This window comes from Streptomyces sp. NBC_00631 (assembly GCF_045206895.1).
In the GTDB taxonomy this organism is placed as follows: Bacteria; Actinomycetota; Actinomycetes; order Streptomycetales; family Streptomycetaceae; genus Streptomyces.
In genome coordinates, this window is record NZ_CP107734.1 from 4,052,766 (window position 1) to 4,066,062 (window position 13,297).

Consider the following 13,297-nt stretch of genomic DNA (forward strand, 5'->3'; position numbering starts at 1 on the left):
AGTGACCACCGACACCCCGACCGACGGCATCGGCGGCCTGGACTGGCTGCTGTCCAAACTCGTCGACACCGTCCCCTCGGCGACCGGCGCCGCGGTGTCGTCCTCGGACGGCATGCTCAAGCACTTCTACGGCATGGACAAGGATGATGCGGACCGGCTGGGCGCCGTCGCGGTCGGCGCCTTCTCGCTGTGCGGCCAGGTGAGTTCGCTCTTGCCGGACACCGAAGGCGGCGTGGGAATCCAGGTGATCATGGAGACGACCGTCGGCATGATGTTCGCCGCGCGGGTGGGTGACAACAGCGTGCTGGCGGTCCTCGGCACCAAGGACATCGACGTACGCGTGGTCGGATACGAGATGCGGATGCTGGCCACCCGGGCCGCGCCGATCCTGGCTACCCCGGTGCGGGCCGCCGTGGTCGGCTGATGCCGACCCCCGAGCACGCACCCCACGTCTCCGGCGGCCCGCCCAGGCTGCGCCCGTACACCGTCAATGAAGGGCGCACCCTCCCGCGCCTGGACCTGGAGCGCACCACGCTGGTCAAGGCGTGCCGCACCGCCCCGCATCCACCCCAGGGAGCGCCAGAACGCTCGGACGCGTTCGCGTTGTGCCGGAGGGACAAACTCACGATCACCGAGATCGCCGGACGGATGCGACTGCCGGTCCAGGCCGTCAAGGTCCTCGTCGCAGACCTGATCACCGAGAAGTTCCTGATGGCCATCCCGGCCCAACAGGCCGACGCCAAAGACCCGGAAACGTTGAGGAGAGTCCTTGCAGGTCTCGAAGCCCTCTGACCAGCCGCTAAGCCAGGTGAAGGTCGTCATAGCCGGCGGTTTCGGTGCGGGCAAGACCACCCTGATCGGCACAACGAGCGAGATCGAGCCGATCTCGACCGACGAACAGCTGACCACGGCCGCGATCGGCACGGACAAGATCGACGGCGTCGAGGGCAAAACCACCACCACGGTGGCCTTCGATTTCGGCCGCATCAGTCTCGACAGCCAGAACCTGGCCCTATACCTCTTCGGCACTCCAGGCCAGGAGCGCTACCAGTTCATGTGGAACGACATCGTCGAAGGCGCCCTCGGCGCCGTGGTCCTGGCCGACACCCGTCGCCTGGAGGACTGCTTCGACTCCATCAACTACTTCCTGCGGCGGGATCTGCCCTTCATCGTCGCCGTCAACCTGTTCGAAGGGGCTGACCGCTACCCGCTCGATTGGGTCCGCGCTGCGCTGCGGCTTGAGGCGGAAACGCCGGTCGTCGGATGCGACGCCCGTGACTCCCGCTCGGCCCGCCTCGTACTGATCACCCTCGTCAAGCACGCGCACGTCATGGCCGTCCGCGCACGCCATTCACCCCCTTCCGCCTCCCGGAGAGAGCATGTCTGACCTCACCCGTACCCAGCGCACCCTGCACGCCCAGACACCGCATCGGATGGCACGGCTGCACCAACTCGGCCTCGCCGACCGTCCCGACGAAGAGTTCGACCGCTTCACCACGGCCCTGGCCCGTGATTCAGGAGTACCCGGGGCACTGGCGATGGCCAACGCGATCTCGGACCGCCAGTTCTTCACCGGCATGCACCTGCCCTCGGGAGACGAACTCGGCTCCGCCGCGGAGGCCGATGCCCTGGCCGCCGCCGTGGGACGGGTCATGCCGCTGGAACACGGCTACTGCCCCGAGACCCTGGACCGGACGAAGGCCCTGATCCTTCCCGACGTGTGCATGAAGCCCGACTTCGCGGGCAACGAGGTCGTGGACCTGGTCGGTATCCGCACCTACATGGGCATCCGGCTGATGGACAAGGAGATGGGCATCGCCCTCATGACGATCTGCGTGGTCGGCCGTGACATCCGCCCGATGGAAGACGGCCGGCGGATGCTCGACTACATGAAGGAGCGGGGGGCACAGGGCCAATACCTCCTCGACCGGCGCATCGACGCATTGTCGTAGTTCACACGGAGACCATCGACGGCGCGGGGGCAGCAAACCGCTGGGACCACTGCGCTCCCGCCGTCGCGCCCCGTGCCAGCCGGGCCAGCCGTAGCCGCTGGACGTCGGATGTCCCGGCCGGCGCGTAGATCGGCTGGGCATCCCGGAAGAACCGCTCCAGCGGCCGGTCGGTGAACACCCCGCACGCGGCATGCACCTCCATGGCCAACCGTGCTGACTTCACGCCGAGTTCGTAGTTCATCAGCTTCGCCGTCATCAACGCGCCGTCGCAGGCCAGGCCACGGTCCTGCATGCTGGCCGCGGCATAGGCGAGAGTCCCGGCCGTCTCCAGGTTGGCGACCATCTGGCCCAGCCGCTGCTCCACGGTGCTCAGCCGGCTCAGCGGCCTGCCGTAGCGTTCCGTCTCGTCGGCGAACCGCAGCGTCTCATCCAGGGTTGCCCGGTGCACGCCGAGGGAGACCGCGGCCAGATTGGCCCGTCCGTACAGGACGCTGGAGGAGTCGGCCGCGTCTTCGCCTTCGCCCACCATCCCCAGCAGGTTCTCCTCCGGCACCCACACGTCCTCCATGACCACCGTGCCGAAGGAGAACCCGTTCAGCCCCATGGCCGGCACCTGCGGGCGTAGGGAGACGCCGTCGCGCTCTTCCTCCACCAGGAATGCCGACAGGTCGCCTCGTCCGGGCCCGGTTCGTACAACCACGCAGTGCAGGTCGGCGACATGGCTGTTGCCCACGTGTGCCTTTTCCACGTTCAGGAGCCAGCCGCCCCGCCTGCGGCGGGCCTTCCCCTGCGTTCCCGCTATGTGACTTCCCGAGACCCGTTCGGTCACCGCGATCGTGGGAAGGCACTCTCCCTGGGAGATGGGCGGGAGCCAGCGTGCCTTCTGCTCTGCACTGCCGTAGTTGATGATCATGGCGACCGGGATCAGAGATGCCTGGACCGCGGCCCCCATCGCTCCGCAAGCGCGGGCGAGTTCCTCGATGATGATCGTCTTCGCGAGATGGCCCGCGCCCATTCCCCCGTAGGACGGGTCGACGGTGACACCGATCCATCCTCGCCGGGCAGCCTTTCGGATCAGCTCGTCATCGACGCTCCGGGTCTGCTCCCACAAAGGTATCCGAGGCAGCACTTCGGCCTCGGCGAACGCCCGGACCTGAGCCCGCAGTTCATCGTGGCGCTCCGTGGTGACGCAACCGAACACCAACGCCCTCCCTCGACAGGCCCCGCAGCCGTAGCCCGCACGTACAACGGCGTACGCGAGCCACGGTCCGATGGGGCCGACCACCGTTCCCACAACGTCCGCCGGCCTGGCGGACACGGCTCACGCCGTCCATCCCGGGTCCGGAGGGTGATGCCGCACCTCCACCGTGACGATTTATCGCTTTCGTTGCACCACCCTCGTTGAATCGTTCAAGCATCGTTTCTCCCAGCCAGCCGATCCCACCGTGCCAACACCGAGGTGGAAAGTGGTGGTTCGCCGGACCTTCTTGGCCGGTACGTCGCTCCAACGACTGCCGAACGACCCCACCACCGTGTAGCAGCGATCAGGACCTTCGGCCAGAGTTGTACCGCCCCGGGCAGCCGTGCCGCCGCACCGGCCTTCGGCCCGAGCGCTCGGCACCGAGTTGCCCTGGGGCACACGGGGAGGATCCCCTTCCCCGTCGCGCCGGTGGGGCGGGTGCGGGCCGTGCGGCGTTCTCGAAATGCCGCCGTGAGCCTCGCTCTTGCCGCTGGCGTCGCACATGGCCGGATTCGCGGTGGCCGTTCATCCGGCAAACAGCCTCTGGCCTCGGCTCGGCGAAACGCAACGCTCGCTCAACAGCCCGCACGCTTAGGGAAGGTCATGTCGACTGCTCGGCGCATCAGGATTGTCAACTGCAACTTTGAGCTCAACGGCAACGGCGACTACGCGAAGTGGCTGGCCATGCAGAAGCGGCTGGCCGACCTGCGCCCGACGATCCTGTGCCGGCAGGAAACCTTCGGCTATGCGCCGACCGGGCGCGGAGCCACCCTGTTCGGCGAGTCCAAGCGCATCACGAAGCTCGTCGGCGACCTCGGCCCGGGTAAGCATGCCACCGCCCTGTACTACGACCCGGAGGTGTTCGAGCAGATCACTCCGTGGGACACCGAGTGGCCCGGGTGGCTCCTTCATCCCACCGCGATGACCCTCCGCGTGCGCGGTACGCGGGACGTCGACGTGGTGGCCGGCTGCGCCCACCTCTCCTACAACTCACCGACCAAACGGCGGGCCGAGGCCGAGGACCTGACGCGGCTCGCCGACCGGGTCGAGAGCTACGCGAACGGGCGGGGCATGGTGAAGCGGAAGCTACCCGTGCTCGCGATCGGGATGGACAGCAACAGCTACGTCGCCCCCGACCGGCTCGTCCCCGGCGAACTGCCGCTCCCCCGGCTCGACGACATCGCTGACCTGCCGCACCGTGCCCACCGGAGCTATGAGATCGCGCCCGGACAGTGGGTGATGGATTCCGAGCCGGACCGCATCCTGCTGACCGCCGGGTTGGAGGACGTCGCCCGGCACGCTGCCCTCCAGCCCGGCGGCCCCGGCCTGGCGGCCGTTGCGCCGACCGTGGATGCATGCGACACCCACGGCCCGGCCCACCGTGTGGACCGCATTTACACCACCAGCTGGCTGTTGCCCGCCGTGGTGGAAGTCGAGGTCGTCGACATGACGGGCCTGAGCGATCACCACACGGTGGTCGTGACGTACGACCTCGACACGGTCATCGATCTCTACCGTGCCCGTTTCGCTCTCACAGCCTGATCCGTCACCCCGCCGGAGCCGTCCGGCCCCAGGACCGCCAGTTCCGTCCGCGCCCCCCGTCGCGGGCGGAGCTGGCCTCTCCCTTTCCCCACACGCCGACAGACCGCACCGAGAGCGCCGACAGCGAAACTCATGACCCCAGCCTGCGAACACCTCAACGACCTGCCTGCCGATCCGGCCGACGCCACGACCGTGGCCCCGCCCGCCGGTGCGCCGGTTCTCCTGGAGGAGGAGGACCTGACGATCCTGCGTCTGATCGCGGCTGGGCGACGCCGCAGCGACATCGCCGGAGCCACCTTCAACAGCGTCACTAAGATCGACGCGCGAACGCGGCGACTATGCCACGTGCTCGCGGCAGACAGCCGACAGCATCTCGCCGCCATCAGCGCCGTGTACGGACTGGTCACCCGCGAGCGACTGCCCGATGTGCCCGGCATACAGCCTCACGTACTCAAGGACGATCAGGACGTCCTCGATCTGATCGTCGCCGGGATGAGTCCATCACGCATCGCGGCCCGGTTCCAATGCGACGTCGCCCCCGTGAACACCGCCATTGCGCGGCTCACCCTCGCGTTCGGCGCAGCCAACCGGTGCCAGCTTGCCGCTTACGCCGTACTGGTGGAGGCGGTGACGTGCCGCGCCGTCTCGATGCGCTTTCCCGCCACAGCGCTGTCCTGCCTGCCTCCGTTCCACGTGACGACTACGGGCACCGGCGTCCTTCTGCACGCCACGCCGCCGCTGCCGCTGCTGTCGGTGGCGCCCGCCCGCCGGAGCCCGGCCGGCAGCGTCCCACCTGCCCCGGCACCCGACCCGAGCGAGGCAGACCGAGGCAAGGGACCAGTTACGGGGCCACGAGGGGCCCCGGCGCCGCTCCCGCCGGAGCTGGCCACCTGGGTGAACAACTACGTGGGACGCCATCCGACGTGGGAGCTGCCCAACGACGGCTCCGGCGCCCGCAGTTGGCGGATGTCCTCGCTGGAAGGGATCATCGAGCTGCGAGTTCCCCGGACCCACGGCGACCTCCAGCGCGAGGTGTCCGCGCACCGGCACGCCATCGGGCGGCTGGGCGCCGGACAGGCGCCGCGCCTGCTCGGGTTCGACCCCAGACTGCGGGCGCTACTGACGCGGCAGCCACGTGGCGAACGCGTGGATGACGCGCCCGACAGGGGTCTTCATCTGCGCGAATCCGTGCACGAGCAGGCTGGGCAGCTGCTGCGCATCCTGCACGAGAGCACACTCGGGGTCGGCGATCGGCATGCGCAGGCCGTCGAGAACACCTTGCGGTACATCGACTACGTCGACCGCGTACTGGAACGGATCGATTCCCCGGTGCTCGCCGGGCACCGCGCGGCCATCCGGAACCGCCTGGCCGTCCTGCGTGAGGACCTGCCACAGCTGCCGGTCGCCTTCTGTCACGGCTCGTTCGGCGTCGGCGCCTGGCGATGGCAGCGGGTGACGCGGTCCCTGGCCCTGACCGGGTTCGAGCGCTCGCAGGTGATGGCCGCCGTCGTCGACTTCGCCCGGCCGTCGCTGCTGTGGGCTGAGTACCCCGCTCTGCAGGACGCCTTCGCCCGCGGATACGGCCGGTCCCTGGATGAGTGGGAGCGATGGCTGCTAGGCGACTTCGCCGTCCTCGCCGCCATTGAGGATTTGTGGCACACGAACCCGAAGGACGACGCCAAGACCTACGCGCGTCTTGCCGGTGCCCTGCATGTGGCGGCGGGCCGGCTACCTGTCCCCGAGACCGTCACCGCCGTTCGCCGCACGGAGGCACCGACCGGATGAGGAAGCCGCGCCGTGCCGCCGTCATCGTCTGCCGGATCCATCCGGTACCGGTGTCGTTCCCATCCGCCGTGTCCCGCCCTGGATCGGGCATGGGGCCAACTCCATCCCTCACAGCTCCGAATGCGGTGATCGCCCTGTGAACGCGTCAGCCCACCTCAGCGATGAAGAGACGCGCTTGCTCGATCCGAAACAAGCCGGACAGGCCAGCCGGGTACACCGCGGTCTGCAGGAAGCGATCATCGAGGGAGTGATCCCGCCCGGCGTCCTCCTGGTGTCCACAGATCTGGCGAGCGGCTACAAAGTCGACCTCCACGTCGTGGCGGTCGCCCTGCGCGGTCTGGCCCACAACGGCCTGGTCCACCTGCACCACCGAGGCGCAAAGGTGGCGGACGCCCCAAGTACTCCTCCGATTCCGCACCGGAGCCCCCGCCAGGCCCGCAGTCACATCGAGCTCACGATCCGTCGGCGTCTCGCGACGAGGATCTATCAGCCCGGGAGCATGCTCCCTCGCCAGAGGGTGCTCGCGAAGGAGTTTGGTGTATCCGCTGCTGCCTACCGTCGCGCAATCCAACCGCTGGTCGACGAAGGCTTCCTGATCCCGTCCGTGAACCCAAGGGGCACACGTGTCGGCGATCGCCTTCCACCCGTGGAGACCGTGCCCGGCTGACTCCGCGCAGGCGGGAGGCCACCACGCCGGCTGCCTCCCGGCCACGCACGGTGCGCTCCGGCTCCGCCAGCCCCTACCAAACCGCCTGTCCTGTCTTCCACCAGGGGCGCGACAGGCGCCCGCCTCCGTTCGTCCTTGACCCCGAAGGATTCCCATGCCGATAGCCCGGCCGTCCTCCCTCGTCCCGTCGAAAGCGTCCTACGGCGAACGGGTCGTTCGACTGGTGCAGTCGAACATCAAGAACGATGCCGGCCCCGAGGAAGAACCAGGCGTCCTTCCCCTCCTGTGGCATCAGAACTACGGGGAGCGGCTGGCTCCGCTGGAGGCTGACTGGCTGGGGCTGGCGGAGCTCACGTACTCGCAGGCCAGGCCCGATGCGAGCGCCGAGGTCAAGGAAGCCGCCGAACGGCGGTGGCGGGCTCTGCAGGAGACGGTGGGGATGCGCGGCTTCCGCGCCCGTATGGGCCAGGGCCGCAACCCGACGGGGCTCCTGGTGAGGGAGTCCACGTTCGCCGTCGGTCTTCAACACCATCACCCGAAGGTGTTCCGGACGCCTCCCACCAATGTGCAGCTGACGCTTCCGGAAGTTCCTGAAGTGCCCATCGTGACGGCCGAGTTCCACAGTGCGTTCTGCTCGCCGCTCGGCCGGGCGGCCGAGGCGTACGAGCTGTCGGCCCTGGCGGACAAGGTCAAAGCCCAGCACGGTACCGACCCCGAGCGCTCCCGGGCAGCCTGCTGGATGTTCGGCGACACGAACGAATACCCGGAGCCCGTCGGCGAGTCGGTACCGGAGATCGACTGGACCACGGTCACGGACCTCGTGCACCGTCGCCACCGTGCCCTCAAGCAGGCGGACGGATCATGGCGGAGCTGCACGATGCTGGACGACCTGATGCTGGACTGCAACATGCACGACCCGGCCCGGTTCGCCGCGCGCCGCCTCGGCCAATCGGGCGCCCTGGCTCCAACGGCGGGGTTCGCCGCCGTCGGCCAGGGCGGCGAGTCGCGGATCGACCGCGGCTACATGGATCCATGGACAGTCCAGGCCGTGCTGGGAGTCAGCGTTCTGGACATGACCGGCTTGAGCGATCACCACACCCTGGTCGTCGACCTCTCCTATCGCGGGCTCGTCGAAGCCCTGCGACGGGCCTTCGCTCCGCTGCCTGCCTGGGACTTGGTCACCTGACCTCGAAGGGGGCCCGTCTCGCACAGAGGCACCGCTACGCGGCTGTTGCTCCGGCGCCGGTCCCTGTTCCGGAGGAGGGGCGTCGTAGGCCCAGGCGCGAGCCAGCTCAACCACGGCAATCCCTCCAGAGAGTGACGACCCCCTGTGCGAGTGAATCGAACGTCGCATCACGGCCACGTCACCCAGTTCCCCCAAGGGCGGTCCGACCGCGGTCGAACTTTCGACCGACTCATCGCTCTCCGTCAGCCGTAACTGCTTCTCCAGCAGGGAAGTTGACCAGTCGCCCCATCCACTCAGGTCTTCACAGGAGGAATCCATGAATCCCGCCCTTGCTCTCCCTGTCACTCCTCCTGCTCTCGAACAGCGGGGCCCGGCCGCCTCGCCCCACCACACCCGGACTGGGCACGGTGTTGACGCCGTGCACATGTTCGCGGCGGATATCTCAGACCTGGATCCGAGGTGGGGGGCATGAGCGGCACCCAACCCCACGGTGACCGCGGGATCGTCGAGCGGCGGGCGGACGAGACTGGCCCGGCTGGAGGTGCGGACTGCGTGGGCGATCCGTATCTGAGTCCGGCGAACTTGATGGTGCTGGTGGTGCGCGACGACGGGCGCATCCTGGCCGTGCGGCACAACGAAAAGTCAAGGACCAGCGCGAACCAAATCACCGTGGTCGGCGGGAAATTGGAGGACGGCGAGTTCCTCGACGAGGGGGCGCTGCGCGAACTCACCGAGGAGACCGGTGTCCACGTCGCACCCGAGGACCTGGAGTTCTGCCAGCTGGTGCACTACCTGGACACGGACGGGGTGCGCGTGATCGGAGCCGTGTTCACCGCGCAACGGTGGCAGGGCGTCCCGGTCAACGCCGAACCCCACAAGCACGACGGGATCCTGTGGATCGACCCCGGAAATCCGCCTCGCGACTGCCACCCCTACACCCGGGAGGTCCTGGAGAGTTTCACCGCCGGACGGCTGTACACCACTATCACCGTCTCGGCGGACGGGGGCGCGGCATGACGCCTGCTCCGAAACCCGCCCCAGGTCCGGCTCGCGTCCCGGCTCCCTCCTCCCCAGCTGAAGCCCCGGCTCTGTGGCGCCACCGCCCCTATCTGCTCTACGTGGCGGGTGAGGCGACGAGCGTTGCCGGATCGTCGGTGAGCGGCGTGGCCGTGCCCTTCCTGGCCGTGGTCGAGCTGAACGCCTCCACTGCCGAGGTGGCCGCGCTCGTGTTCCTGACGCACCTGCCCAGCCTGCTGTTCGCGCTGCCCGCCGGGGCGCTGGCCGACCGTCACCCCAAACGCCCCCTCATGATCGGCGGGGATTTGGTCTGCTTGATCACCCTACTCAGCCTGCCGCTCGCCGCCGCGTTGGACGCGCTCACCTTCCAGCAGCTGATGGTGGTCGCCTTCGTCCAGGCCAGTGCCGGGGTCGTGCACGATGCCGCCGCCATCGCCTATCTCCCCACCCTGCTGGACCGTTCCCTGCTGCAGCGGGGCAACAGCCGGATCGGCGCCTTGTTCTCCGTGTCCGCCACGGCGGGCAGCAGTCTGGGCGCGGTCCTGGTCTCCGTCCTGGGGGCACCCCGCGCGCTCATCGCGGACGCTCTCTCCTACGCCGTCAGCGCCTGGTGCACAACTCGTATCCGCGTCACCGAGCCCACGCCCCCGGCCCGGGCCCGTGGTGCGCGGCTGCGCACGGACATCGTGGAGGGCATGCGGTACGTCTTCCGCGACACCACCCTGCGCACGCTCACGCTCACCAACTCGACCACGAGCTTTGCCCTGGGCGTGCTGAACACCGTGTGGGCGCTGTACCTGCTGCGTGAACTCCGCTTCAGTTCAACGGCGTTCGGCCTCGTCATGGGGGCCGCCGCCCTGGGCAGCTGCGCCGGCGCCCTGTTCGCTCCGCGCATGACCCGGTGGTTCGGTCCCGGCCCGATGATGCTCACCGCGCTCGTCCTGACCCCCCTCACCCAGCTCCCGCTGCTGCTCGCGTCTCCGGGACGCGGGTGGCAGATCACGATCGGAGCCGCGCTCGCCGTCCAGCTCCTGTGCGCGGCGGCGGTCGGTACCACCCAGCGGTCCATCCGCCAGATGATCACCACCCCCCGTCTCCAGGGGCGCATGCAGGCGGTCAGCACCTTTCTCACGGGAGGCTCGCGCCCCGTCGCCGCCCCCCTCGCCGGAGCCATCGGCACATGGCAGGGGGTACGCAGCGCCCTGATCGCCGGCACTGTTCTGCTGCTCGTTCCGGTCATCGTCCTGGTGCTCTCCCCGGTGCGTTCCCTGCGGGCGCTACCGGTAGCGCCGTCCGATCCCGGTAGCCGCGCCTCGGCCGTGACGGACAGCGTCTCGGCCGCCGACGCCTCCACCCCCGGAGCCAAGGAGGGAGACAGGCCGTGACGGAGACCTCCAACCGACTACACGACAAGAACGGCGAGACCGGCGAGACCGGCGAGGCAAGTACGGTGCCCGACGAGGAGGAACTGGCGTTCAACCATCCGGGTGGGGACAGTCTGGAGATCGCGGATCTGCTGACCGGACGCACCATGGCCCGGCGGCTTCCCTCACTGATCCGCAGGACCTTCTCCCTGGCCTGGGAGGTCGACCGCAAAGCCGTCATCGCCCTTCTCGCCTGCCAGATCGTCTCCGGGATCTCCGGAGCGCTCGGGCTGTTCGCCACCACCGAGGCGCTCGCGGTGCTCATCGAGACGGCACACGACACGAGTCGGCTGCCCGCGGCGATCCCGGCCGTGGCCGTCCTGGCCGGGACGGCCGGACTGCGGGCCCTGCTCGGCATCGCCATCCAGGCCCTGTCCAACCGGCTCTCCCCGCGGATTCAGCGCGAGGCGGAGTACAAGATGCTGGAGGCGGCGACCAACGCGGAACAGGCCGCCTACGACCACCCCGGCTTCAATGACCGGTTCGACGCTGCCGAGCGCGGCGTCGAGGTCAGCCGGGACATGATCGGCCAGTCCCAGAACTACGTCTCCTCCCTGGCCACCCTGATCGCGGCAGCTGTGGTCCTGGCCAGCCTGTATCCGCTGCTCCTGCCCCTTCTTCTGCTGGCCGCCGTACCGCAGGCCGTCGCCTCCATCCGGGGCGAACGCATCACCTACCTCGCGGTGGTCGCCACCCACAAGGACCGGCGCGTGAAGACCATGCTGCGCTGGCATCTGATCGCCAAGAACCAGTCCGACCAGATCCGCACCGACACCCTGGCCCCCTACCTGCTGAAGAAGTACACAGTCAGCGCCGAGCGGGTGGAAGCCACCAGCAACACCGCCGCCTGGGACCGGGCCAAGATCGCCGTCGTCGGCGCCGCGGCCACGGGCCTGGCGTCCTCGCTGGTGTGGGGTGCGGTGTTCCTGCTGCTGGGGACCGGCCGGATCTCGGCCGCAGCCGCCGGCACCGCCGTGTTCGCGCTGCGCTCCGCGGCCACCGGGCTGCAGGGACTCGTAGGCTACGGCCGGGATTTGATGCGCACGGGCTTCTACCTCGACGACTGGGAGCGGTTCGTCACGGAGGCCGCCGGCCAGCGCCTGGACCGCGGCGACCTCACCCCCCAACGGCCGCGCCACATCGCCCTGCGCAACGTCACCTTCCGATACCCCGAGGCGGACCAGGACACCCTCCACAACGTCGACTTCGAGGTCCGTCAAGGCGAAATCGTGGCCGTCGTCGGGGAGAACGGCTCGGGCAAGTCGACCCTGATGAAACTGCTGTCCGGGCTCAACCTACCCACCAGCGGCGTCGTCACCTGGGACGGCATCAGCGTCGCCGACCTCGACCCCCACGCCGTGTGGCGCCAGACCAGCGTGGTCCCGCAGGACTTCGCCCGCTGGCCCATGACCGCGCGCGAGAACATCTCCCTCGGCCAGCAGCGTGCCGAGGGCGACGCGGCCATCCATCGCGCGGCACGGTCCAGCGGCGCCGACGACGTGATCAAAACCCTGCGGTCGGGGCTGGGCACCCTGCTGGCCCGGGAGTTTTGGGGCGGCGTAGCCCTGTCGCCGGGACAGTGGCAGCGCATCGCAGTCGCCCGGCCCGCACACCGAGACGCGGGCCTGCTCGTCATGGACGAACCCACCTCCGACCTCGACCCGCGCGCCGAGCACCGAATCTTCACCGGCCTGCGCGACATGGCCGGAGACCGGGCCGTCGTCCTCGTCACCCACAACCTCGCCAACACCTCCACCGCCGACCGCATCGTCGTCCTCGACAAGGGCCGCGTGGTACAGGAAGGCACCTTCCACGAACTGGTCAACCAGCCCGGCCTGATGCAGGAACTGTGGCAACTCCAGCAGGACCGGGCCGCCTACCGCAGCGAAGGGGAAGAAGGATGACCCAATCCACAGTCGCCTACTGGGAACCCCTGTGGGCCTCCGGCCGCCGCTACCGCAAGATCACCGACCCGGAGAGGCAACTCCTCGCCGAACACCTCGGTCCCGGCCACTCACGGCCGGCCCTCGACATTGGATGCGGCGATGGCCTTCTGGCCCACCACCTGCACGACCCGCTCGGCTACCGGAGCACCGGCATCGACTGCGCACCCAGCGCCATCGCCCTCGCCGACACCGGTCATCGCGGAGACGGCCAACCCCACTTCCAGGTCATGGACTTCGCCACCGACGACCTGAGCGAGCTGCCCGATCCGGCGTACGCGGTCATCACCTGCCGCCTGGCGTACAAATTCTTCACCGACAAGGCCGCCTTCCTTGACCGGGTCCGTCAACTCCTCGTTCCCGGCGGGATCTTCTGGGTGGTCACCGAACTCGCCAACCGGCGTGACGCCAACGATCCCCTCCAACGTCTCGGCATCACCAGCCACGACCTCGAAGTCCTCACCTCCGGCTGGTCCACCGTCACAACTGTCGACCTCGACCTCCTGGCCTGCTTCGCCTTGCGCCCGTGACCCGCCCTTTC

The 13,297-nt window shown here is 68.9% G+C and carries 13 protein-coding genes; 12 read left to right on the forward strand and 1 reads right to left on the reverse strand.

Translation table 11 applies throughout. From position 1 onward, the window contains the following. The first annotated feature begins 1 nt into the window (after position 1). The 4 genes from OHB00_RS18495 to OHB00_RS18510 are packed head-to-tail and all read left to right on the forward strand — an operon-like array spanning position 2 to position 1,952. On the forward strand, positions 2-424 hold the full coding sequence (locus tag OHB00_RS18495; RefSeq protein WP_406435994.1) for a roadblock/LC7 domain-containing protein: 423 nt from the start codon (positions 2-4) through the stop codon (positions 422-424). Continuing rightward, the gene (locus OHB00_RS18500; RefSeq protein ID WP_406435995.1) at positions 424-792 is read left to right on the forward strand and encodes a DUF742 domain-containing protein; all 369 of its coding nucleotides are present in this window, start codon (positions 424-426) and stop codon (positions 790-792) included. The genes OHB00_RS18495 and OHB00_RS18500 overlap by 1 nt, the downstream gene beginning before the upstream one ends. After that, positions 770-1,387 (forward strand): GTP-binding protein, encoded by a 618-nt coding sequence (locus tag OHB00_RS18505; RefSeq protein WP_406435996.1) that lies wholly within the window; start codon positions 770-772, stop codon positions 1,385-1,387. The genes OHB00_RS18500 and OHB00_RS18505 overlap by 23 nt, the downstream gene beginning before the upstream one ends. After that, positions 1,380-1,952, forward strand: a complete 573-nt coding sequence (locus OHB00_RS18510; RefSeq protein WP_406435997.1) for a GAF domain-containing protein — start codon at positions 1,380-1,382, stop codon at positions 1,950-1,952. The genes OHB00_RS18505 and OHB00_RS18510 overlap by 8 nt, the downstream gene beginning before the upstream one ends. A gap of 1 nt (position 1,953) precedes the next feature. On the opposite strand, the gene OHB00_RS18515 is transcribed toward OHB00_RS18510, so the two are convergent. Beyond that, complete coding sequence (locus OHB00_RS18515; protein WP_406435998.1) at positions 1,954-3,153, reverse strand: acyl-CoA dehydrogenase family protein; 1,200 nt, start codon at positions 3,151-3,153, stop codon at positions 1,954-1,956. 510 nt (positions 3,154-3,663) lie between these two features. On the opposite strand from OHB00_RS18515, the gene OHB00_RS18520 reads away from it, so the two are divergent. The 8 genes from OHB00_RS18520 to OHB00_RS18555 all read left to right on the forward strand — a co-directional run bounded on the left by OHB00_RS18520 (position 3,664) and on the right by OHB00_RS18555 (position 13,286). Beyond that, a complete protein-coding gene (locus tag OHB00_RS18520) occupies positions 3,664-4,734 on the forward strand; it encodes an endonuclease/exonuclease/phosphatase family protein (RefSeq protein WP_406435999.1) in 1,071 nt (356 codons plus the stop codon). A gap of 192 nt (positions 4,735-4,926) precedes the next feature. Then, the gene (locus OHB00_RS18525) at positions 4,927-6,519 is read left to right on the forward strand and encodes a hypothetical protein (RefSeq protein ID WP_406436000.1); all 1,593 of its coding nucleotides are present in this window, start codon (positions 4,927-4,929) and stop codon (positions 6,517-6,519) included. After that, positions 6,446-7,186 carry a GntR family transcriptional regulator gene (locus OHB00_RS18530; protein ID WP_406436001.1) on the forward strand — a complete coding sequence of 247 codons (741 nt, stop codon included), beginning with the start codon at positions 6,446-6,448 and terminating at the stop codon, positions 7,184-7,186. Before OHB00_RS18525 ends, OHB00_RS18530 begins: the two co-directional genes overlap by 74 nt. Before the next feature lie 154 nt (positions 7,187-7,340). Then, the gene (locus tag OHB00_RS18535) at positions 7,341-8,372 is read left to right on the forward strand and encodes an endonuclease/exonuclease/phosphatase family protein (RefSeq protein ID WP_406436002.1); all 1,032 of its coding nucleotides are present in this window, start codon (positions 7,341-7,343) and stop codon (positions 8,370-8,372) included. A gap of 468 nt (positions 8,373-8,840) precedes the next feature. Beyond that, a complete protein-coding gene (locus OHB00_RS18540; RefSeq protein ID WP_406436003.1) occupies positions 8,841-9,389 on the forward strand; it encodes an NUDIX domain-containing protein in 549 nt (182 codons plus the stop codon). Continuing rightward, a complete protein-coding gene (locus OHB00_RS18545) occupies positions 9,386-10,774 on the forward strand; it encodes an MFS transporter (RefSeq protein WP_406436004.1) in 1,389 nt (462 codons plus the stop codon). The genes OHB00_RS18540 and OHB00_RS18545 overlap by 4 nt, the downstream gene beginning before the upstream one ends. Continuing rightward, positions 10,771-12,717, forward strand: a complete 1,947-nt coding sequence (locus OHB00_RS18550) for an ABC transporter ATP-binding protein (protein ID WP_406436005.1) — start codon at positions 10,771-10,773, stop codon at positions 12,715-12,717. Before OHB00_RS18545 ends, OHB00_RS18550 begins: the two co-directional genes overlap by 4 nt. Next, positions 12,714-13,286, forward strand: coding sequence for a class I SAM-dependent methyltransferase (locus OHB00_RS18555; protein ID WP_406436006.1), 573 nt, complete (start codon positions 12,714-12,716; stop codon positions 13,284-13,286). Before OHB00_RS18550 ends, OHB00_RS18555 begins: the two co-directional genes overlap by 4 nt. The last annotated feature ends 11 nt before the right edge of the window (positions 13,287-13,297 follow it).

Bases quoted from the DNA above. Each gene is read 5' to 3' on its own strand.
- OHB00_RS18500 (WP_406435995.1), top strand. From the start codon at position 424: ATGCCGACCCCCGAGCACGCACCCCACGTCTCCGGCGGCCCGCCCAGG.
- OHB00_RS18510 (WP_406435997.1), top strand. From the start codon at position 1,380: ATGTCTGACCTCACCCGTACCCAGCGCACCCTGCACGCCCAGACACCG.
- OHB00_RS18530 (WP_406436001.1), top strand. From the start codon at position 6,446: ATGTGGCGGCGGGCCGGCTACCTGTCCCCGAGACCGTCACCGCCGTTC.
- OHB00_RS18535 (WP_406436002.1), top strand. From the start codon at position 7,341: ATGCCGATAGCCCGGCCGTCCTCCCTCGTCCCGTCGAAAGCGTCCTAC.
- OHB00_RS18540 (WP_406436003.1), top strand. From the start codon at position 8,841: ATGAGCGGCACCCAACCCCACGGTGACCGCGGGATCGTCGAGCGGCGG.
- OHB00_RS18545 (WP_406436004.1), top strand. From the start codon at position 9,386: ATGACGCCTGCTCCGAAACCCGCCCCAGGTCCGGCTCGCGTCCCGGCT.
- OHB00_RS18555 (WP_406436006.1), top strand. From the start codon at position 12,714: ATGACCCAATCCACAGTCGCCTACTGGGAACCCCTGTGGGCCTCCGGC.